Genomic DNA, 20578 nt, shown 5'->3' on the forward strand with positions numbered 1-20578 from the left:
AGGCACTTCGAGATCCTCTAGCACCTCAGCCCTGCGCCTGCCCGGATGCCGCGTCTGACAACGGCCATCAGGCACCGGCTGGTCGGCGACTTCGGCGACATGCTCACCCAGCAGACCGGCGTCCTCCTGCCCGCCTGGATCAAGGCCCCCGTCGAGGCGGTGTGCTTGCCGAGAATGCCATCCGCCCTGGCCAGAGGTCTGCACCGGGACTGGCCGGTCGTCGGCCTCGTCGCTCGAGTCGGCGCTCTGGCGTAGCCGGTGGGCCTCGCGTCGTGATGATCGAGCAGCCGTGCGGGAACTGCCGCCACGTGATGTCGTCTGCCTCCGGGGCGCCGGAGGTATGTGCAGGCGTCTGAGGAATCGCCCTGGATCCGCTTGTCCCCCCACATTGGGTGTCACCGCCCTGATCGGCCACCTCACTCAAACGAACTGCACCCAACTTTTCCTGCACGACACTTGCCGTGGTGTGCGGCCCGTCCCTACAGTCGCGTCCCAGTCAGTCGATACGCATCGACACCGAGGGAGGTGCCCCGCATGGTGAAAAGCCGGGATGCGGCCCGGTTGGCGGGCGTCTCCCAGAGCACGGTCTCCTATGTCATGAGCGGACGCCGCTCGATCTGGACCGAGGGACGGTTCCGGGTCGCGGTCTGTCCGTCATCGGATTGTGTACGGACCGGGCGGCCGAGACCTCCACACCCCCGTCACCAACCTCTCGCTGGAACCCAGGGACGTCTCGCGCCGTGATGAGGATCCTGTTCCGACCACTGAACCGCGAGAGCGTGCCCAACACTTCGACCATTGAACCGGTGATCCCACGCCTGACCGTGCGTCAGGCCAGCCTGCCTGTCCACTGATCCCCACTGTTCGCATCAAGGGGGATGACATCTGATTGCTGTCGATACGCATCGACACCCCCGCGCGGTCCGTTCGAGACAGCGCCGACCGAAGAGAGAACGAAGATGCCTCTCAGCCTGCAACAGCGTGAAAACGTTTAAACGTTTGCAGTCGTTCTCCGCTATCCCCCGATCCACAGAGCGAAGGCCCGCGATGTCCGCAACATGCCGTCCCCCCACCCCGTTCTCGCCCTCGCGCCGGCGTTTGCTCGCTTCGTTCGGCGCACTGGGTCTGGGCGCTGCCACCGCAGGGTGCGCCACTCCAAAGGCCGCCGCCGACGACACGGTGACGCTCGGCTTCCAGTGGTGGGGCCCCGACGATGCCAATGTGGCCACCACCAAGGCGCTGCGGATCTTCGAGCGCCGCCATCCGAACATCAAGGTGGCGACCTCCTTCACCGGGTACGCCGCCTACTTCCAGCGGCTCGCCACCCAAGTGGCGGCAGGAGGCGGCCCCGACATTCTGCAAATGGACTACTACCAAATGCGGTCCTACGCCGACTACGGGCTGCTCGCGAACCTCGACGGCCCCGAGTTCTCCGCCCTCTCCCTGGACCAGGTGCCCGCCGCCTATGTGAACGCCAACCGCCTGGGTGGCAAGCTGTACGCGGTACCGACGGGGCTCACGACGCAGGCCCTGTTCGTCGATCCCACCCTGTGGCGCAAGGCCGGGGTCGGCCTCCCGAAGAAGGGGTGGACCTGGGACGACCTCCTGGACGACGTCGGCCCCACCCTGAAGCGGGCCATACCCGGCCGAAGCCCGCTCACCGACTTCGGCGGCTACAGCGAGACTTTCAACGTATGGCTCGCCCAGCGGGGCAAGTCGATCTACAAGGCCGACACCTCACTCGGCTTCACCACGGCCGATCTCGCCGCGTTCTGGGAGCTGACGTCGCGGCTGCGGGACAAGGGCATCTTCACCCCGCCCAACATCACCGCTTCTTACGACGGCTCGATCGAGAGCTCTCCGCTGGTACGGAAGATCTCCACGGCCGAGTTCAAGCTCACCTCCTCGGTCACGCCCTACTTCGAGGCATACGGCGAGGTCGTCGCCGTGCCGTTCCCCACCGTGTCCTCCGGGGCACCGCTCGGCCTGACCGCGGGCGCGGGGATGATGTGCGTACAGCAGCGCTGCGCGCACAAGCGGGAGGCCGCGCTGCTGCTCGACTTCATGCTCAACGACCTCGAGGGGGGACGCGCGCTCGGTGTGGTCCGCGGTCTCCCGCCGAACGAGCCGAACCTCACTCGCCTTGCCCCCGGCTTCAGCAAGGACAACCGCATGATCTACGACTACGTCAAGGCATGCGAGAAGGACTTCGCCTCGTCTCCGCTGCCTCCGCCCGGCTCCGACGAGGACAAGCTGGCGTTCAAGAGCGTCTACCAGGACGTGATCTTCGGCAAGCAGGGCGTACGGGCAGCGGCCGCCCAGATGATGGAAAAGTTCCATACGACCGTGCCGGAGGGCTGAGCCATGATCATCCGCGAATTGCGGGTCACTCCCATCGCCTTCTCCGACCCCCCGCTGCTCAACGCCGATGGAGTACACCAGCCTCACGCCCTGCGCGCGGTCGTCGAGCTGATCGTGGACGACGGCCATGGCGGCGAGGTGACCGGTCTCGGCGAATGCGCCGGCCATGCCTGGCAGCTCGACTGGCTGACCCTCGCCGGTACACACATGGCGGGCATCCACGTCTTCGATACGGCCGCGGTCGGCCGGGTCGTCGGCGCGCTGCTGGCCGGCCGGGCAGACGGCGTCGACTACGGTCCCGATGCGCAGTGGCGGCGCTGGGCCGACCGCACGAGCCCGCCCGAATCGCGCGGCCCCGCCCCGATCCCCGCGCCCGCCGTCGACGTACGGCGCGTGTACGCGGCGATCGAGGTCGCGTGCCTGGACGCACAGGGCAAACTGTCGGGCGTACCGGTCGTCGATCTCCTGGGCGGCCGGGTGCGTGATGCCGTGCCCTACAGCGCGTACCTCTTCTACAAGTGGGAGCAGCACCCGGAACGGGAGGGCGCTCCAGCGATCGGGGACGAGTGGGGCGCCGCGCTGGACCCGGACGGCATCGTCGCCCAGGCGCGGCGCATGGTGGACCGGTACGGTTTCCGCTCGCTCAAGCTCAAGGGCGGGGTCTTCCCGCCGGACGAGGAGATCGCGGCCATCCACGCGCTGCGCGCGGCGTTCCCCGGACACCCGCTCCGTATCGACCCGAACACCGCGTGGACCCTTCAGACCTCCCTCACGGCGGCCCGCGAACTCGAGGGAGTCCTCGAATACCTGGAGGACCCGGTGGCCGGGGTCGAGGACATGGGCGCCCTCGCCACGCAGACCTCGATCCCGCTCGCCACGAACATGTGCGTGACCTCGCTGGAGACCATGCGCCCCGCCCTCGACCACGGCGCCGTGCGGATCGTGCTCGCCGACCACCACCTCTGGGGCGGGCTGCGGGGCACCGCCGCGCTGGGTGACGTCTGCAAGGCCGTCGGCTGGGGACTGTCGATGCACTCGAACTCGCACCTGGGAATCAGTCTCGCGGCGATGACCCACGTGGCCGCTGCCACGGAGCACCTGGACCACGCGTGCGACACCCACTACCCGTGGAACGCCGAGGACGACGTGGTGGCGCCCGGCGCGCTGTCCTTCGTCGACGGAGCCGTGCCAGTGCCCCAGGGCCCCGGGCTCGGGGTGGAGCTCGACCGCGCTGCGCTGGACCGCCTGCACGCGACATACCTGAGCCTGGGGCGCGAGCACCGGCACGACACGATCTACATGAGGACCGTCGAGCCGGATTTCGACCCGACGCTGCCGCGCTGGTAGACCCACCACCGCGGCGCCGCCGCAAGGAGTATGGCCGCGCCGCTGCGCGGGCGCCCGCTCCACACGGCCGTCGGCCATGTGCTGTCGATACGTATCGACACCCTTGCGCGGTCTGCCCGAGACAGCACCGATCGAAGAAAGAACGAAGATGGCTCAACGACCAGCATTCCTCAGCAGAACGACACCGACGGTGGCCCAGGCGACCGCGCCACCCCGTCCCATTCCCCGCCCCGGCGGCGACCTCACCGACGCCGTTCCCGAGGTGCGGCGCCGCCGCCGTTCAACGGTGCTGTCGGCACACGTCTTCCTGGCGCCCTGGCTGATCGGCGCGGTCGTCCTAACCCTCGGCCCGATGCTCGCCTCGCTCTATCTGTCGTTCACCGACTACGACCTCTTCTCGAAGCCGAACTGGGTGGGGCTGGCCAACTACCGCTACATGCTGGAGGACGACCGGTTCCTCACTTCGGTGGGGGTCACCCTGAAGTTCGTCCTCATAGGTGCCCCTCTCAAGCTCGCGGCCGCCCTCGCCGTGGCGCTGCTGCTGAACCGCGCCCGCCGTGGAGTCGGCCTGTACCGCGCCGCTTTCTACGCTCCGTCACTGCTCGGCGCGAGCGTCAGTGTCGCCCTGGTGTGGCGGTCGCTGTTCGCCACCGGCGGTCTCACCGACCGTTCCCTGGCGTTCTTCGGCCTCGACATCGGCGGTTTCACCGACAATCCGGACTACGCTCTGTATCCGCTCATCATGCTCACCATCTGGCAGTTCGGCGCGCCCATGGTGATCTTTCTGGCCGGGCTGAAGCAGATCCCGAAGGAGCTGTACGAGGCGTCCTCGATCGATGGAGCGAGCCGGATCCGTACCTTCTTCTCCATCACCCTGCCGATGCTGACGCCCGTCCTCTTCTTCAACCTGGTCCTGGAGATCATCCAGTCCTTCCAATCCTTCACCTCCGCGTTCGTCGTCAGCGACGGCACCGGCGGCCCGTCGGACTCGACGCTCTTCTACTCGCTGTACCTGTACCAACAGGCATTCACCAACTTCCACATGGGATACGCCTCCGCGATGGCGTGGGTCCTGCTGGCCGTCATCGCACTGGTCACGTTCCTCGTCTTCCGCAGCTCCCGGCTGTGGGTCTTCTACGGACAGGAGGAGGCGTCATGACGACCGCGCCGTCCCCGGCCCCCGCCACCGCTCCCGCCACCACCGCCGATCCACCGCTGCGCTCCGCGGTGTGGCACATCGTCTGCGTGGTGCTCGGACTCGTGCTGCTCTACCCGGTGTTGTGGCTGGTCACCGCGTCGGTGAAGTCCGGCACCGAGATCATCTCGAATCTGAGCCCGATCCCGAAGGTCTTCACCCCGGGCAACTACACCCAGGCCGCCGAGGGCATCAGCGGCATCGCCCTGTGGCGGCTCTTCGGCAACTCGCTGCTCATCTCCACCGGCGCGGTCATCGGCAACGTGCTGTCCTGCTCCCTGGCCGCGTACGCCTTCGCCAGGCTCCGCTTCCGGGGCCGCGGCCTCTACTTCGCGGTGATGATCGGCACGCTGATGCTGCCGATGCACGTCGTGCTGATCCCGCAGTACATCATCTTCCAGAAGCTCGGCATGGTCGGCACCTTCCTGCCGCTGATCCTGCCGAAGTTCCTGGCCACCGAGGCGTTCTTCGTCTTCCTGATCGTCCAGTTCATCCGCTCGCTGCCGCGCGAACTGGATGAGGCGGCGGTCATCGACGGCTGCGGGCCGTACCGCACCTTCGGGTACGTCATCATGCCGCTGCTCAAACCGGCCCTGGTCACCACGACGATCTTCTCGTTCATCTGGAGCTGGAACGACTTCCTCTCCCAGCTCATGTACCTCGCCGACCCGCAGGACTACACGCTCCAGCTGGGCTTGCGGATGTTCGTCGACCAGTCGGGCGGCTCCGCGTTCGGGCCGATGTTCGCGATGTCGGTGCTCACGCTCGTACCCGTTCTGCTGTTCTTCCTCGCCTTCCAGCGTCTGCTGGTCGAGGGCGTGCACACCTCCGGGCTCAAGGGATAGGGGGCGGGCACGTGCGCCGTACCTGGTTCGCTCCGTTCGCCGACTGCCTGCTGCTCGGTGTGTTCCTGCTGCTCGCCTCGCTCCCGGTGGTCACCGCCTACCCCGCGCTGGTGGCCGGCTGCACGGTCCTGCGCGAGCAGGCACACGGGGGAGCAGGAGTAGCGCCACGTCACTTCCTGGCGGCGATGTACCGGGTGCTGCGTTCGGGCCCCGCCGTCTGGCTCGCGCCCACCGGGGCGCTGGCCCTGCTGTGGCTGGACACACTCGCCCTGGATGCCCATGGGTCGGGCGCCGGTGTGGCCTTCGCCGTCGCGACAGCCGCGCTCGCCGCCCTGGGGCTGCGGTGTGCCGCGGCCTGGCGGGACGGGCTGCGCTGGCGCACCGTGCTCGCGGCGGCGTTCCGGTCGGTGCCGGGACAGCCGCTCGCCCTCGTACTGCTGGCCGGGTCCACGGCCGCCGCCGCCGTCCTGCTGACCATGTCCCCCGTCCTCCTGCTGATCGTCCTCGGACCACTCGCGTTCGCCGCGACCGCCGCCGACTCCTGGCGCCCGCTCCCCCCTCGTACTCACTGAACCGTTCCTATGGACTGAGCGGGAGTGAGGGCGTGGTACCAGGACTCGTGCTCAGCCGCGTGTCCCGAACGGTGCTGGACACTCCCCCAGCTACCGCTGGGAGGTACCCCCTGGTCGCCCGCTTTCACTCCACGTCCGGGCGGCACGACTCGTGATCGTGGTCCGGGGATGCAGGGGCGGGTCTCCTCACGCCCTCGGGTATCCGGCCTGGCCTGGGTGGTCCGATGCCCCACCACATCGCTCTGGTGTGGTGGGGGTGGTGCCGTCCGTCGCCTGATCGGGTGCCCGAAGGCGCGCATTCCGATCGCCACGGCTGCCACTTCGTGACGCGTGGTCGTGCGGGTTGTGGTGGCCAGCGGTTTCTGCCAGTGCTGGGCACCCCGTAGAGGTGTAGGCGGGGTCGACGGCGACGATCGTGATGCCCTGCTCGGCGGCCATCGACACCAGCCTCGCCTTGAGCTTCGCGGTCGAGAAACGGGAGAGCAGCCGCCGGAAGCGCTTGTTCCGGCCGTGCCGTTCCTGACTGGTGTGTCGTCCGAAAAATCGAGGTCCTCGATCGCGATCGCTGCGTCGCCGGTGCGGCGGGTGTGGTGCAGCACGTCGGCGTCCGGGCACCTCATCGGCATTTCGGCCGCAGCCTGGTCCCGCTGGCGCTCGATCCGTCCGCCCCGCACCGCAGCTATGCTTTCGCCGAGGGCGGGTTCGCAGTCGAGAGGAACAGCAACTGGAGCGCGCGCCCTTCCCGTACGACCGGAAGGCTGACCTGCAGGGTGCTGCGCTGGCTCGCGGACACTGCCGACGTCTTCCCCTCGTCCGAGGACCCGAGAATCCCCGACGTCGATCTGCCAGCCCCGGCGCCGCACGCATGGTGGAGCGAGATCCGGTGTCCGATACCCTGCACGGGTAGCGTGACCAGAACGTCGCAGTCCGTGTGAGGAGGCCGAAATGCCGTCGGGGAGCCGCGTGACGCTGGCGGATGTGGCGGCGGACGCGGGGGTGTCGCGGTCGACGGCCTCACTGGTGCTGAGGGGCGGCGGCCGTCTCTCGGACGCCACCCGCCGGAAGGTCACGACATCCATGGAACGGCTGGGGTATGTCTACCACCGGGGTGCCGCCTCGCTGCGCCTCCAGCGCAGCGAGGCGGTGGGGCTGCTCGTCACCGACATCACCCACCCCTTCTTCGCGGAGATGGCCCTCGGTCTCGAGCGGGCGCTGGAGCGCCATGCTCTGGTGACGATGGTGTCGAACACCTTCGACGCGGTGGCCCGGCAGGACCGGTTGCTGACCACATTGCTGGAGCGCCAGATCGACGGCCTGGTACTGGTCCCCGCGCAGGGTAGCGACGCCGGACTGCTGGACCGGCTGGACCGGCTGCGCGTGCCGTACCTGCTGACCACGCGGTACCTGCCCGGCGAGGCGGCGCCCTATCTGGGACCGGACGATCTCCTGGGCGGTGAGCTGGCGGCCGGCCATCTCATCGAGCACGGCGCCACCCGGATGGCGTACCTCGGCGGTCCGGAGAACGCGGTCGCGCGAAAGGACCGCGTGGCGGGATTCCGCCGGAGGATCGCACAGGCGGGCCCGGACGTTCGGATCGTGGCGGACCTGCCCGGTGCGACCAGCGCCGAGGGCGGACGGGAACTTGGACGCCTGCTGCTGGAACGGGAGGAATTTCCCGACGGCATCATCTGTCACAGCGACACCATCGCGTTCGGACTCTACCGTGTGCTGCGGGACCTCGCGCCGGGCCGGCTGGCCGAGGTGCGCGTCATCGGATTCGACGATCTGGCGGTCGCCGACTTCTGGGAGCCACCGCTGACCAGCGTGTCCGTGCACCCGCAGCACCTGGGGGAACTGGCGGCCGAGACGCTGCACAACGCCATGGCCGTCGGCGAGCGGCCGACCGGTGAAGTGAAAGTCCGCCCCGAATTGGTCGTACGGCGATCCTGCGGCTGCGGGAGCCTCTGACCGTCCGCCTTCGACCGGGGCCGTGACCGAGCGACCCCGTGGAGGGCTGTCGGTCAGCCGACCAGCACCCAGGCGGTGGCGAACACACCCGTGGACGCGGCCAGCGCACCGACCGAGGCGAGCACCCACGGTGGCGGCGGACGCTCACCGCGGCGCAGGCCGCGCGCCACCAGCACAGCGGCCGCGGTGCATATGGCGCACCCGGAGACCGCCCAGATGAGGACGGACGGCCGCGCCAACACCTCGTGGACGAGCAACAGCGCTCCCACCGCCGATGACAGCGCGGTACGGCGCCACGCCAGCTCCGTACGCTCTGGCTGTAGCCCCGGATCCGGAGCCGCTCGGCTGGACAATCCGCTCGGCGGCCCCGCGGCCCCCGTCACCCCGTGCCTCCCACCCACACGAGGACGGTGGTGAACACCCCGACCGTACACAGGACTCCGGCGAGTACCGCGGTCGTTCGTGAGGGCGGCAGCGGCGCCTGCCGGGACAGCGCCCGCTGGACCTTGCGCCAGCGCGGGTATGCCCCGGCGCTGATCACAACCGCCAGCAGTGTGCACGCCACCGCGAGCAATTCGCGAGCATGCGGGACCTGGAAGGAGGGCACGAGCTGACGCACGGCGACCCCGGCGGCCAGCAGGCTGATGCCGGTGCGGATCCAGGCCAGGAAGGTCCGTTCGTTGGCGAGCGTGAAGCGATAGTCCGGTTCCGTGCCTTCCTCGGCCTCCGGACGCCGACGGTCCGTCATGCCGTGCTCCGAGCTGGTTCCACGGAGCCACCGACGGTACGGAACCCGCAGTTGCCCATCGAGGAGTCCGGAGTGTTCGAGGATCGTGCCGCCGCGCGGTAACGGTTGCAGTACGAGTCGTGGCACAGGTAGGAGCCACCACGCATCACCCTGGTCTCGCCCCGGCGCGGACCGGCGGGGTTGTCCACCGGGGAGGACCGGTAGTAGGTGGCGGAGAACCAGTCGGCGCACCACTCCCATACGTTGCCGACTGTCTGCCACAGGCCGTAGCCATTGGGCAGGTACGACCGCACTGGGCAGGTGGTCATGTAACCGTCTTCCCGCGTGTTGTGGACGGGGAAGTCGCCCTGCCAGATGTTGCACCGCCACGCGCCGCCGGGGTGCAACTCGTCGCCCCATGGGTAGCGGGCGCCGACCAGACCGCCTCGCGCGGCGTACTCCCACTGTGCTTCCGTCGGCAGACGGCGCCCTGCCCACTGGCAATAGGCGGCGGCGTCGTGCCAGGACACATGGGTGACGGGATGGTCGGGCGTGTGAAGCGCTTCTGACTCCCGTCCGCCCGGATGCCGCCAGTCGGCCCCGCGGACCGCAAGCCACCAGGGCGCGTCCTCCGAGGAACCGGCGATGTCGGATCGAGGGGCGCGCACGGCGAGGTGGAAGACCGCGGACCACCCGTATCGTTCGGCGTCCGTGCGGTATCCGGTGGCGTTGGCGAAGGCAGCGAAGTCGGCAACCGTCACCGAGGTGGCGTCGATGTCGAAGGCGGTCAGCTCCACCCGGTGCACCGGTGTCTCCCCGTCCGCCCGGTGGCCGTCGCCGTGCGCGTCGCCCATCGAGAGTCGTCCCGCGGGGATCCTCATCTGCTCGATCCCGTGCGTACCGCTCCCCGACCAGGCCGGGGAGGTGTCGTCATGGCTCGCGGGCGGCGCCGCGGACGAGGGAGCACAGCATGGCCGCTGGTGTTCCTCCTGCCCCATCAGCCGTCGACTCCTGGTCGTACGCTCTTGGCAGTGGATGTCCCGGACCGCTGGGGATCGTCGTCCTGGTGGACGGCAGGGGAGGCGTCCAAGACGTGACCTCGGCCGGTCTCCGGCAAGACGTTCCGGATGAACACGGCTGCGATGACACACACGGCGGCGAAGAGGAAGAAGGACAGTGCGGCGCTGCTCTCCAGCAGAGTGGGGAAAGACTGGCTGACCGCGAAGTTCGCCAGCCAGTTGAGGACGAGCACCAGCCCGGTGGCCGAACCCCGGATCTCGGCGGGGAACAATTCGGAGATCACCACCCGTACGCAGACGCCCCAGGTGGCTGCGAACGAGGCCAGGAAGACGATCATGCAGATGAGAGTGAACCAGGCCGTCGCTGCGGAGTGCGATGTGAGCGCGGTGAATGCGCCCAGCACGGCCATGGCGGTGGCCATGACAGCGCAGCCGGTCATCAGCAGGGCCTTCCTGCCGACCCGGTCCACGATGGACAGGCCGACGAGGGTGAAGACCACATTGGCCGTGCCGATACCAAGGTTGGCCGCGACTGCCGCGTTGTCCCCGAAACCTGCGTGGACCAATGTGGTGGGGGCGAAATACAGGATCGAGTTCACACCGACGAACTGCACCAGCAGGGCCAGGCCCACCGCCCCGAACAGCGCCCGGCGGGAACCAGGAGCCGCCATCGTCCGCAGGGTGAAACCCAGACCCGGCTTCCGGTCGGCCATACGGAGCGCGCGGTCGAGTTCGGCCAGCTCCGTGTCGGCACCGGCCCCGCGCCCGAGCCGTATCAGCGAGGCCCGCGCCTCATCGGTCCTGCCGTGCAGGATCAGCCAGCGCGGAGTCTCGGGCAGGAAGACGATGCCGGCGCTCAGCACGAGGGCGGGTACCGCGGACAGTCCGAGCATCCACCGCCAGGCGTCGTACGGCTGGAGTGCGTAGCCCACGCCGTAGGACAGCAGAATGCCGAGCACGACCATCAGCTGGCCCAGCCCGCCGATGGCACCACGGTGCCGGGTCGGGGCCACTTCGACCAGATACACCGAGACCACCGCGGCGCTCGCCCCGACGCCGAGACCCATGACGAACCGGATGACGATCAGGGCCCACACATCGGAGGCGAAGCCCACCCCCAGACCGCCCGCGGCGAAGACGACTCCGGTGGCGAAGATGATCCAGCGGCGGCCGAAGCGGTCCGACAGCCAGCCGGCCACGCCGACACCGACCGCCGCACCCAGCAGCAGAGAGCTGACGATGAAACCTTGCAGGCCGGGGCCGATGCCCAGCTCCCTCTTGATGGACAACATGGCGACGCCGATCACGCCGGTGTCATAGCCGAAGAGGAGCTCGGCGAGGGCACCGAAGAGATAGACGGCCAGGGGGAACCGGGGTCTTGTGCGGTCGGTGGGAGACATCAGGCGTACGTCCTTGTTCTGGAGCGGCAGGAGAGGCCGCGGGAGAGGGCGGAAGTCACGATGGCGGCCAGGAGGGGACGGGGGCCGCCGATCAGGGGGAGACGGGAGGGAGCGCGGGCAGGGCGTCGAATGCCCGGGAACGGGCCGGTGGAAGCCCGATCGGTCCGGTCGCCAACGGATCGCAGGTGTCGGACATCCATCGGTCGAGCCGCTGCGCCAGCGCGCCACGGACCTTTTCGTAGCTGGGATCGTCGGCTACGTTCTCCTGCTCCCAGGGGTCCCGGCACAGGTCGTACAACTCCTCCTCCGGACGTGGCCGGAGGTGTCCGTCACCCAGGCCGCGCCGGGTGGGACTGTGTTCCAGGTCCTGGGACAAGCGGAGCATGGGACCGGAGACGAAGTTGCGGATGTACTTGTAGCGCTCGCTGCGCACGGCGCGCATCGGATCGTAGGAGTCGTGGTAGGTCTTCCCGGTGAACAGCAGCCGCTCGTCCTCACCGGGTGGCAGGATCGCCTGGTCATCGGAACCGGCCGCGGCGGGGGTCCCGCGCAGCAGCGGCAGCAGGCTCACACCCTCCAGACCGAGGTCCTGCGGCGGTTCCCCACCCGCAAGTTCGAGCAGGGTGGGCACTACGTCCAGATGGCTGACGAGGTCGGGCCGGGGGCCGGGGGGCACGCCCCAGGAAAGTGGCGGGCGGACGATCAGTGCCACGCCGGTGCCGGGGTCGTAGAGCGTCCCCTTGGCGCGTGGGAAGGCCGCGCCGTGGTCGGTGGTGAATACCACCATCGTGTTCCGCGGATCGACTATCTCGTCCACGCGTCGCAGCAGATGTCCGACGGCGGCGTCCATCTGGCGGATGGATCCGTAGAAGGCGGCGATGTCCTCCCGGGAGTGCTCGTTGTCCGGAAGATAGGCGGGTACCTCGACCTCGGCCGGGTCGGCGTGCTCATAGTCTTCGGCGGGCCATGGCCGGTGCACTTCCCACAAGCCGACCGTGAGCAGGAACGGCGCGCGCTCGGATTGCGTGGCACGCTCGGCCAGCCAGCTCTCGGCGGCCTCGACCACCGGCCACGCGCGAGGCAGGAAGCCCACCCCGCCCACCTCACCGAAACCGAGGACGGCGGGATCGACGTTCTCATGCTGGAGCCCGATCAGGCTTGTGTCATAGCCGAGGGGCTCGAGCAGCTCGGGCAGCGTCGCGACACCCTTGCGGTACCGCCATGCATGATGCGCCAGCCCCATCACCCCATGACGGTGGGGTGACAGCCCAGTGAAGAGAGAACCGCGGGCCGGCGAGCACAGCGGCGCCGTGGCGAAGGCCCGCTCGAAGACCACGGACCGTTCGGCGAACCTCTGGAGGTTCGGACTCGGCACGCTCGTCTGTCCGTAGCACGACAGCCATCGGCCGAGATCATGGCAGTGGATGAGAACGACGTCTGGACGGGTGGGCGTCACGATCATCACCTTTGATCTTGCCCGCGCCAAGCAGGGCACTTGAATACACAACGTGACTGGTGGATCGATCCACCGCCGACACTGCATCACTCTGCGGAGTTCGCGTCAAGGGTTTGCTACGGCCGATCGAAAGTCGGAACGCAAGCCGCTGAAGTCCCTGTCCGACCTGAAGATCGCGGGTGGAGTGAAGTAACAGACGACGTCCGGCAGCGGCCCCGGCTGTGCCTGAGCCGGCGATGCGAGCGCTGCGCTTGCCGGAAATCTCATCCGTGTAGTCATGCGAAATGTCGGCACTCGTGGAGGATGCCGCCGAGGCGCTCGCGTCTGTCGGAGCACACCGACAGTTGCGCACCGGTAGTCGCGATCCCTCCCCGGAGGGCGGCGGCTCCGTAGAGGAACTGCGGGGTCTCACGTCCTGGCCTTGTGGGACCCGGCTGCGCCGGCCATGGCGGGCCTGCGTCGTATCGCGGCCTACCCGTGGGACGCGGGCTGGATCACCGAAGCCGAGTACCGTCCGGCGGATACCGGGCGCGTCATGGAGGCGACCCGGTTGACCAGCCCGCGCATGCGGACATCTCGCTCGGCGCGGCATCTGCCAGCAGCCGGGGCGGGATGACCTCATGCTCGTAGCGGCGCCACGCTTCCTTGCGCGTGTTTCTGCACGTCGACACCGAGGGCAGCAGCCGGCCGGTGGTTGCAGAACGAGCCCCGCGCACCGCCGCAGGACCGGTTGTTGTGGTTGTAGGCGAACGCGTAGGTGCCGACCGCGACCTACGAGACATGGACCCGCTCGATGCCCGAGCCACTGGACACCACGCTCTGCAAGCGTCCGTCGACCAGCTCGTCGAACGGGACCTTGGTGAGCTTGCGCGGCCGCGCGGGTGGCATCATCCGTGCCGCGCTCGACTTCTCCCAATCCGGCAATGCGCCATCTCCTATGCGGCAATGGGACTTCCGCACCGCGATGGCGGGACACCGCTGAACATGGTTCCGGCCACTGACATCGCTTGTCCCGGACGCGCACTCGGCCGCGTCAACACTGCTCGCGGAGTCTGAGGCGGGTTGGGCAGGCGAGCACGGGGCTACTTCCCGGTGCCGGCGAGGGCGCCCTTGACGAAGTACTTCTGCAAGAAGAGGTAGACGACGAGGATCGGCACGAGTCCGATGAGGGCCGCCCCTGCCGCGGCGCCGATGTTGTTGCTCTGCGTCGCGAAGAAGCTGGCCGCGGCGGGGGCGAGGGGGCGCATCTCCGGCGTGCTGGTGATGTACGAGCTCATCGCGAACTCGTTCCACACCTGCGTCGCGGTGACGATGGTGACCGTGGCCATCACCGGCTTCAGCGACGGCAGCACGATACGGGTGAAGGTGATGAACAGTCCCGCTCCGTCGATCGCCGCGGCCTCCTCGAGCGATACCGGCAGTCCCCGCATGAACTGGGTGAAAAGGAAGACGGCGAGGGGGAGTTGCAGGGTGGTGAGCACCAGGATGAGCCCGCCGTAGGTATTCAGCAGGCCGAGCCGGGCGAACATCGTGTACAGCGGCACGAGGATGCTGAGCGGCGGCACCATGAGCACGCCGAGAATGAGCAGTGAGACGAGCCGGTTCAGCCGGGTCCTCCGGCGCGCGAGGGGATATGCGGCCATCGACCCCACGATGCAGGTGAGGACGGTACTGGCGAACGTCACGAGCAACCCGTTTTCGAGCGCCCAGACCAGGTGCCCTCCGTTGAGCGCCGTCACGAGGTTGTCCGTGGTGGCGTGTGCGAAGGGCGGGAGCCAGAGGGACGAGGTGTCGGTACGCGCTTTGAAGGCGGTCGTGATGACGAGGTAGAACGGCGTCATCTGCACCAGGACGGCGATGGTGATGAACAGCCACTTCGCCGCTCCGGCCTTTCGTGATGCGTGCCGCGAGCGTTCGGACGCCATCATGCCTCCCTTCCCGCGCGATCCATGCGGGCGACGAGGAAGACCGAGACTACGGCGATCACCGCGAACAGCGCCACACCCATCGCGGAGGCGTAGCCCGCGGCCTGCTGACCGAAGTAGGTGCGGCCGATCAAGGTGGAGACGGACTGCGAGGCGTACCCGGGGCCGCCCGCGGTCAGGACCTGGATGACGTCGAACAGCTTGAGCCCCCCGATGAGATTGATGATCACGCTGGCCACGAACGCGGGCTTCAGCAGGGGAACGGTGACGGAACGGAGTAGCGCCCATCCGCGAGCGCCGTCCAACTCGGCGGCTTCGTACACCTCTTGCGGAATCTGTTGCAGACCCGCGAGGTAGATGACCATCGAGATGCCGACGAATTGCAGGGTGTTGATGACGACGATGATCGTGACCGCACCGGTGCCGCTGCTCAGCCAGGCGACGCGTGGCAGGGACAGGGCGGTCAGGACGTCGTTCAGCGCTCCGCGGTCGTACTGGAACAGGAGGTAGTACATCATCCCCATGACGACGGGGGCGACGAGCGCGGGCAGGTAGATCACGGCGCGGGCCAGCGCCTTCGCGCGGCTGACCCCGTCGAGGGCGAGCGCGAGACCGAGGCCGAGCACCTGCTGGAGGAAGGTGCAGCCGAACCCGTACAGCAGGGTGTTGAGCAGGGCGGTGCGGAATGTGTCGTCACCGAACAAGCGGGTGAAGTTCGCGAAGCCGACGAAAGTTCGGGAGGGCGAGTATCCGTCCCAGTTCGTGAAGGCCAGAGCGACCCCCTGCGCGAGGGGATAGAACACGAAGACGGCGAAGAGGGCGAGCGCCGGCACGTACATGAGGTTGACGAACCTGCCGCGGTGTCGCCGTCGGCGCCCGATGGCGGGGCCGCGGACGCCTGCCCTCACCGCGTCAATGGGGTGCCCGCTCATTTCTGCCCGTAGAGCGCGTAGTACTGCCGCTTCATCTGGTTCACGGCCGCGCCCACGGTGCCCTGGCCGGAGATCACGGAGTCGGTGGTCGCGACCATGGTGTTCCAGGAGCCGTTCGGGAGGTAGACCCGGTCGAAGTAGGGCTTGAGCGTCACGGAGCGGTTCGTGACGTAGGTGTGGAAGCTGGGCGCCAGCGAGCCGAAGTTCGTCTTCACGTTCGTCAGTCCCGCCGCCGATCCCGTCGCTTCCGCCAGTGCGGCCGCGTTTTCGGGCTTGGCCAGGAACTTCAGGAAGCCCAGCACTTCCTTCTTGTGGCCACTCGTCTTCGAGACACCGAACGAGTCGACGCCTTCGCCCCCGACGAGGTAGGGCTTGTCGCCGACCGTCGGCGGGATGGGGACGAAGCCCAGCTTGGCCTTCGGGTTGTACTGCCGGGCGGCGGTGAGAACCTGGTTCTGCATCAGCGCGAACCCGGCGGTGCCGCCCGCGAGCGCGCGGGCCATGTCGTCCTGCGATGCGGAGGAGTAGTCCTTGTTGAACCACCCCTTCTTCTCCCAGGACTTCACCCGTTCGAGGAGGCGGGTGTACGGCCCCGAGACGAATGTTCCGCTCTTCATCTTCGCCAGCTCTGAGCTGTTGTACGAGTCGATGGCGAGGTAGTCGGCGATGTGACCGGCCGGGCCCTGGTCCTTGCCGCTGGAGACGATGGGCGTGATGCCCTTCTCGGCCACGGCCTTCGCCGCAGCGTCGAACGCGCTCCATGTGGTGATCTTCGATGGATCGATGCCCGCTTTGGCGAGCACGTCCTTGTTGTAGGAGAGGCCGACGACGTCCGTCTCCCCGGGGAAGGCGAAGATCTGTCCCTTGCTGTCGCGCATGGCGGAGTTGAGCGACGGGTTCACATCCTTCGCCCACGGCTGGCTGTTCAGTGGCATGAGGAACTTGCTGTAGCGCAGCAGCGACCAGCCGTGCGTCGAGAACAGATCCGGGACGTTTCTCGATGCGAGCCGGACCTTCATCTGGTCCTCGTAGTTCACCGACTCCGCCGTGACCTTGATGGTCACGCCCGCCTGCTTCTCGTACGCGTCCACGAGTTTCGACATCACCTTGTACTGCGGGGTGTCGTTCCCCATGTTGAGGAAGAACTGGATCGACTCGCCTCCTGAGCCGCTCCCGCCGCGGCTGCATCCGGACGCGGCGAGCAGGATCGTCAGCGCTCCGAGGGCGGTGATCGCCTTGTGTCTGTGAAGAAGCCTCATCGCCTTGTCCTCTCATGGGTGCAGTGGCGTGATGTCCGAGTGAGTTCGTCAGCGTCAGGAGATCTCGTAAACCCGGGCCGAGGAGCCGGGGATGCCGGGACGCAGCCGGATCGTGCCGTCGGCGCCATCGGTGGCTTTCCACGGGGCGAGACGCCGGGGATACAGCTCGACCAGGTGTTCGGCGCGGATACCCGGGCCGAGGCGCATCGTCAGCTCGGCGTCCTCACCGCCGCGGTGCCAGACGTAGAGGAGGGTGCGCTCGGGGCCGGTCAGCGCGAGCGCGAAGGAGTCGGCGTACCACTCGGGGAGTCCCATCGGCCATCCCGGTACCGCGTCGGCGATCTGGTCACGGATGCGTTTGAACAGCGCGGTCGCGTCCTGGACGAGGGAGAGCTGCTCCGCGGTCATCCGGTCGAGGAAGCCGGACAGATACAGTCGGCCGCTGAGGCCGTTGACCATCGTGAACGCGATCTCCTCGTCACTCATCCACGCCTGCGGGTACGCCCAGTTACCGGCCTGCTCGGGCAGCATCTGCAGGGGCGCACCGGCGGCGATCGCGGGATAGAGCCGGAAATTCATCTGGTCCGAGGTGGACTGGAAGTCGAAGAGTTCGAGCATGGCGAAGTCCGCCCGCATGGCGCCGGAGCTACAGTTTTCGAACACGATGTGGGGATAGCGCCCGCGCAGGTCAGCGACCCACTGAAGGTGTGCCCGGTTGTGGCCGAGCAGCCCCGCTCCGGTGGAGAACGCGTCGTAGTCCGTCCCGGATCCGGGGGTCACGTTGTAGTCGAGCTTGAAGAAGCCGAGGTCGAAGGCGCCGATCAGACGGTCGAACACGGCATCGAGGTGCGCGCGGGCCGCAGGGTGGCGGAGGTCGAGGAAGTAGCGCTCGTGCTCCACCACTCGGCGTCCGTGCCGCTGGAGGAATGCCGCGTCGGGCAGCTGCCGGGCGACGGGGCTCAGCACTCCGACGACCTCGGGCTCCAGCCAGAGGCCGACCTTCATGCCCGCCTCCCGGACCGCGGTCACCACGCGGTCGAGCCCACCGTCGGGGAAACGTTTCTTCGAAGGGATCCACTCTCCGACCGTCGGCCACCAGTCGTGGAGATCCGTGTCGTCGTACCAGCCTGCGTCGATACAGAAACACTCCGCTCCGGCGCCAGCCGCGGCGTCGATGAGCGGCAACAGGCGCTCGGTCGTGGGGTCGCCGTTCAGGGTGTTCATGAAGTCGTTGAAGACCAGCAGCGAGCCGCGGTCCGCCTTCCGCTCACGGCGCAGCCAACGACGGTGCCGGGTCAGCTCCGCCATGACGCTCTCCAGGCCAGCGGCCGCCACCGCGAAGGACACCGGGACCGAGGTGAAGGCGGCGCCCGGCGCCAGCTCCTGAGACCAGTGGTGATCGAGGTCTTCCGGTCCCAGCAGGACCAGCGCGACGGAGTCCTCGCCCTCGCGCACGTTGCCGACCTCCCAGCGCCAACCACCGTTGTGCTCGATCTGCCAGGCCATCGAACGTCCGGTGCGCGCGTTTTCGAGAGCTCCTGTGGGCAGGTTCCTGACCGTCGACCAGGTGGACGTGGAGACCGCGGCGAAACCACCACGTCCCGGCTGATCGTGCAGTGCCGAATCGAAGTCGGCCAGCGCGGTCTGGCTCCAGAGCCGACGCGTGGACCAGCGGTTCTCCGCCAGTTGCTCTCCCGCGCCCGAGTGGAGCACCAGATCGCGGGTGGACTCCCCCGGCGCCACCACCGCTCCGGTGGCGAACGACGAGATCGCTTCCAGGACCACGGGCTCCGCGCCATCGTTCCGCACGCTGGTCTCCACACGCGCGGCCCGGATCCGCGGCGAGGCGATGAAGGTCGTGGTGACGCGCAGACCGGTCAGGGCGTCGGCCTGGACGATCCGCAGCCGCTCGCAGTCCTCTTCGGTCGCCGTGCTGTGCTCGACGTAGCGGAGGCGGGACCCGACGCCGCTGTTCGTGAAGCGGGGGGTGTTGAGCGCCCGCCCGTCGCCCGTGACGATCAGCTCGACCAGCGGTTGGCTCGCGCGCGTCACGGGCGCCGCCGCACCCGGCCCGAGGCCACTCAGCACGACGGGCCGGTCCTTGGCAGCGGTGAACGTCAGCGCCAGCAGACCAGGCTCCCACGCGAAACGGATGGGGGCGATCTCACCTTCGTCCAGGTCGTCCGTCGCTCGGTGCGGCGTGGCCGGTCCGGGGCACGTGCTCTCCACTCAAGGCTCCTTCGCGTCGCGTCGCCCGCAGTATGAAAACGTTGATCAAGCGAGGCATGAAAACGTTGATCAGACGAGCGTGCGGAGACAGTATGTCCTGCCTCAATGCGGCGCAAGACCCGAGACCGAACCGGCTCGGAGGATCAGTGACCAGCGGGCGGCGCGGTGCTCTCGCGCACGATGAGCCCGGACGACGTGGCTCCGGCCGCCTCCACGCCCCGCACAGGATCGATCAGCAGTTCGAACGCGGCTCTGCCTGCCCAGTCGAAATCGAGACGGTAGGTCGTGAGGCTGGGCACCCACGCACGAGCGAGCGGCTGATCGTCGATGCCGACGACGCTCACATCATCCGGTACGCGCCGTCCGGCCTCGTGCAGGCTGCGCATGACTCCGAATGCGAGCTCGTCGTTCCAGCAGAACACGGCGGTCACGGAGCGGTCGCGCGCCAGCGCCGCACCGGCGGCCAGGCCGGACTCCAGGGACCAGTCCGACCGGTGCACGGGCGGCACCGGCGCGTCGGCCTCGGTCAGCGCCTCGTTCCATCCGAGCTCCCGCCCCTGCGCGCCGCCGTGCGGTCCGGGAACGGTGACATGGTGCACCGTCGTGTGCCCCAGACCCAGGAGGTGCTGCGTGATCTCTTTGGCCGCGCGCCGATCGTCCACGAGGACGTGCGGAACCCCGGCCTCGACGTCGTCGCTGCTCGTCACGGTTGCGACCGGGACGGTGCCCAGTCGCGCCCTCAGGCGCTCGGCGTCGTACATGTGGTGATCGAGCACGATCACTCCGACGATCGGCTGTGCGAGGAGCACATCGAGCGCGGTTTCCGTACTCTCCGAGTCGGCGGGGTCGAGCACGGCGATGGCCACTACATGGCCGTTCCGCCGCGCCTGGTCCTCGATGCCCAGGATCATGCGGGCGAGGCCGTGGGCCAACGTGTCGTGAGTGACCACCCCGACGATCGGCTGCTGCCCCTGCACGAGGGCGCGTGCGGCACCGTTCGGCCGGTATCCGAGCTCCTTGATCGCCGCGAGCACCCGATCACGGGTGCTGTCCCGCACCGGGACCGAGCCGGTGAGCACGCGAGACACGGTCGGCAGAGACACCCGCGCCACCCGTGCGACATCGGCGATGGTCGGCGGTCTCTCTCGCTGCACGGGCATGTCCTAGAACCTACGGCATGACGAATCGTCCCGGGCATCCCCGCCGTCCTCCGCCGGTCAGGCGGCGTCCGCTCTTCCACGCTGCTCGGCGATGGAGAGGGCCCGGTACGGCAGCTCCCTCACCTATCACCGTCAATCGCCGGCGAGGCAGAGATGATCTCGCGGTGGCCGGCCCCAGCCGTG

The 20578-nt window shown here is 68.3% G+C and carries 18 protein-coding genes and 2 pseudogenes; 8 read left to right on the plus strand and 12 right to left on the minus strand.

What is annotated here, in order from left to right; all coding sequences use genetic code 11:
- Positions 1–45: 45 nt before the first annotated feature.
- The 7 genes from ACFV9T_RS03960 (at position 46) to ACFV9T_RS03990 (ending at position 6320) form a co-directional block, all read left to right on the plus strand.
- On the plus strand, positions 46–255 hold the full coding sequence (locus ACFV9T_RS03960; RefSeq protein WP_385436494.1) for a hypothetical protein: 210 nt from the start codon (positions 46–48) through the stop codon (positions 253–255).
- Positions 256–534: 279 nt separating this feature from the next.
- Positions 535–744 carry a LacI family DNA-binding transcriptional regulator gene (locus ACFV9T_RS03965; RefSeq protein WP_385436495.1) on the plus strand — a complete coding sequence of 70 codons (210 nt, stop codon included), beginning with the start codon at positions 535–537 and terminating at the stop codon, positions 742–744.
- A 354-nt stretch (positions 745–1098) separates the two neighbouring features.
- Positions 1099–2361, plus strand: coding sequence for an ABC transporter substrate-binding protein (locus ACFV9T_RS03970; RefSeq protein ID WP_385436496.1), 1263 nt, complete (start codon positions 1099–1101; stop codon positions 2359–2361).
- Between the two features lie 3 nt (positions 2362–2364).
- Positions 2365–3708 carry an enolase C-terminal domain-like protein gene (locus ACFV9T_RS03975; protein ID WP_385436497.1) on the plus strand — a complete coding sequence of 448 codons (1344 nt, stop codon included), beginning with the start codon at positions 2365–2367 and terminating at the stop codon, positions 3706–3708.
- Between the two features lie 148 nt (positions 3709–3856).
- The gene (locus ACFV9T_RS03980) at positions 3857–4867 is read left to right on the plus strand and encodes a carbohydrate ABC transporter permease (protein WP_385436498.1); all 1011 of its coding nucleotides are present in this window, start codon (positions 3857–3859) and stop codon (positions 4865–4867) included.
- Positions 4864–5748, plus strand: coding sequence for a carbohydrate ABC transporter permease (locus ACFV9T_RS03985; protein ID WP_385436499.1), 885 nt, complete (start codon positions 4864–4866; stop codon positions 5746–5748). Before ACFV9T_RS03980 ends, ACFV9T_RS03985 begins: the two co-directional genes overlap by 4 nt.
- An 11-nt stretch (positions 5749–5759) precedes the next feature.
- Positions 5760–6320, plus strand: coding sequence for a hypothetical protein (locus tag ACFV9T_RS03990; RefSeq protein ID WP_385436500.1), 561 nt, complete (start codon positions 5760–5762; stop codon positions 6318–6320).
- Here the strand turns inward: ACFV9T_RS03990 and ACFV9T_RS03995 are convergent.
- Positions 6314–6919, minus strand: a pseudogene (locus ACFV9T_RS03995) (IS200/IS605 family accessory protein TnpB-related protein); the annotation flags it as partial. The gene ACFV9T_RS03990 and the pseudogene ACFV9T_RS03995 overlap by 7 nt on opposite strands.
- A gap of 346 nt (positions 6920–7265) precedes the next feature.
- On the opposite strand from ACFV9T_RS03995, the gene ACFV9T_RS04000 reads away from it, so the two are divergent.
- Entirely contained in the window at positions 7266–8288 is a 1023-nt protein-coding gene (locus tag ACFV9T_RS04000) for a LacI family DNA-binding transcriptional regulator (RefSeq protein ID WP_385436501.1), read from the plus strand.
- A gap of 53 nt (positions 8289–8341) precedes the next feature.
- Here the strand turns inward: ACFV9T_RS04000 and ACFV9T_RS04005 are convergent, their stop codons facing one another.
- The 11 genes and pseudogenes from ACFV9T_RS04005 to ACFV9T_RS04055 all read right to left on the minus strand — a co-directional run bounded on the left by ACFV9T_RS04005 (position 8342) and on the right by ACFV9T_RS04055 (position 20395).
- Positions 8342–8722, minus strand: a complete 381-nt coding sequence (locus ACFV9T_RS04005) for a DUF202 domain-containing protein (protein ID WP_385436502.1) — start codon at positions 8720–8722, stop codon at positions 8342–8344.
- On the minus strand, positions 8668–9036 hold the full coding sequence (locus tag ACFV9T_RS04010) for a YidH family protein (protein ID WP_385436503.1): 369 nt from the start codon (positions 9034–9036) through the stop codon (positions 8668–8670). Before ACFV9T_RS04010 ends, ACFV9T_RS04005 begins: the two co-directional genes overlap by 55 nt.
- Complete coding sequence (locus ACFV9T_RS04015; RefSeq protein WP_385436504.1) at positions 9033–10013, minus strand: formylglycine-generating enzyme family protein; 981 nt, start codon at positions 10011–10013, stop codon at positions 9033–9035. Before ACFV9T_RS04015 ends, ACFV9T_RS04010 begins: the two co-directional genes overlap by 4 nt.
- Positions 10013–11614 (minus strand): sugar porter family MFS transporter, encoded by a 1602-nt coding sequence (locus ACFV9T_RS04020; protein ID WP_385436551.1) that lies wholly within the window; start codon positions 11612–11614, stop codon positions 10013–10015. Before ACFV9T_RS04020 ends, ACFV9T_RS04015 begins: the two co-directional genes overlap by 1 nt.
- Entirely contained in the window at positions 11526–12896 is a 1371-nt protein-coding gene (locus ACFV9T_RS04025) for a sulfatase (RefSeq protein ID WP_385436505.1), read from the minus strand. The genes ACFV9T_RS04020 and ACFV9T_RS04025 overlap by 89 nt, the downstream gene beginning before the upstream one ends.
- A 684-nt stretch (positions 12897–13580) precedes the next feature.
- A pseudogene (locus ACFV9T_RS04030) lies at positions 13581–13781 on the minus strand (hypothetical protein); the annotation flags it as partial.
- A 191-nt stretch (positions 13782–13972) separates the two neighbouring features.
- Positions 13973–14818: a carbohydrate ABC transporter permease gene (locus tag ACFV9T_RS04035; protein WP_385436506.1), complete on the minus strand. Its 846-nt coding sequence runs from the start codon at positions 14816–14818 to the stop codon at positions 13973–13975.
- Positions 14815–15648 (minus strand): carbohydrate ABC transporter permease, encoded by an 834-nt coding sequence (locus ACFV9T_RS04040; protein ID WP_385436507.1) that lies wholly within the window; start codon positions 15646–15648, stop codon positions 14815–14817. Before ACFV9T_RS04040 ends, ACFV9T_RS04035 begins: the two co-directional genes overlap by 4 nt.
- Positions 15649–15743: 95 nt before the next feature.
- Positions 15744–17006: an ABC transporter substrate-binding protein gene (locus tag ACFV9T_RS04045; protein WP_385436508.1), complete on the minus strand. Its 1263-nt coding sequence runs from the start codon at positions 17004–17006 to the stop codon at positions 15744–15746.
- Positions 17007–17060: 54 nt separating this feature from the next.
- Positions 17061–19235 (minus strand): glycoside hydrolase family 36 protein, encoded by a 2175-nt coding sequence (locus tag ACFV9T_RS04050; RefSeq protein WP_385436509.1) that lies wholly within the window; start codon positions 19233–19235, stop codon positions 17061–17063.
- Positions 19236–19378: 143 nt separating this feature from the next.
- Positions 19379–20395 (minus strand): LacI family DNA-binding transcriptional regulator, encoded by a 1017-nt coding sequence (locus ACFV9T_RS04055; RefSeq protein ID WP_385436510.1) that lies wholly within the window; start codon positions 20393–20395, stop codon positions 19379–19381.
- Positions 20396–20578: the final 183 nt, after the last annotated feature.

The sequence above is a fragment of the Streptomyces sp. NPDC059850 genome, from assembly GCF_042731515.1.
Lineage (GTDB): Bacteria > Actinomycetota > Actinomycetes > Streptomycetales > Streptomycetaceae > Streptomyces.

Coding starts and splice junctions, on each gene's coding strand:
- ACFV9T_RS03960 (WP_385436494.1), top strand. CDS start 46: ATGCCGCGTCTGACAACGGCCATCAGGCACCGGCTGGTCGGCGACTTC.
- ACFV9T_RS03965 (WP_385436495.1), top strand. CDS start 535: ATGGTGAAAAGCCGGGATGCGGCCCGGTTGGCGGGCGTCTCCCAGAGC.
- ACFV9T_RS03975 (WP_385436497.1), top strand. CDS start 2,365: ATGATCATCCGCGAATTGCGGGTCACTCCCATCGCCTTCTCCGACCCC.
- ACFV9T_RS03980 (WP_385436498.1), top strand. CDS start 3,857: ATGGCTCAACGACCAGCATTCCTCAGCAGAACGACACCGACGGTGGCC.
- ACFV9T_RS03985 (WP_385436499.1), top strand. CDS start 4,864: ATGACGACCGCGCCGTCCCCGGCCCCCGCCACCGCTCCCGCCACCACC.
- ACFV9T_RS04000 (WP_385436501.1), top strand. CDS start 7,266: ATGCCGTCGGGGAGCCGCGTGACGCTGGCGGATGTGGCGGCGGACGCG.
- ACFV9T_RS04010 (WP_385436503.1), bottom strand. CDS start 9,036: ATGACGGACCGTCGGCGTCCGGAGGCCGAGGAAGGCACGGAACCGGAC.
- ACFV9T_RS04015 (WP_385436504.1), bottom strand. CDS start 10,013: ATGGGGCAGGAGGAACACCAGCGGCCATGCTGTGCTCCCTCGTCCGCG.
- ACFV9T_RS04025 (WP_385436505.1), bottom strand. CDS start 12,896: ATGATCGTGACGCCCACCCGTCCAGACGTCGTTCTCATCCACTGCCAT.
- ACFV9T_RS04035 (WP_385436506.1), bottom strand. CDS start 14,818: ATGATGGCGTCCGAACGCTCGCGGCACGCATCACGAAAGGCCGGAGCG.
- ACFV9T_RS04045 (WP_385436508.1), bottom strand. CDS start 17,006: ATGAGGCTTCTTCACAGACACAAGGCGATCACCGCCCTCGGAGCGCTG.
- ACFV9T_RS04055 (WP_385436510.1), bottom strand. CDS start 20,395: ATGCCCGTGCAGCGAGAGAGACCGCCGACCATCGCCGATGTCGCACGG.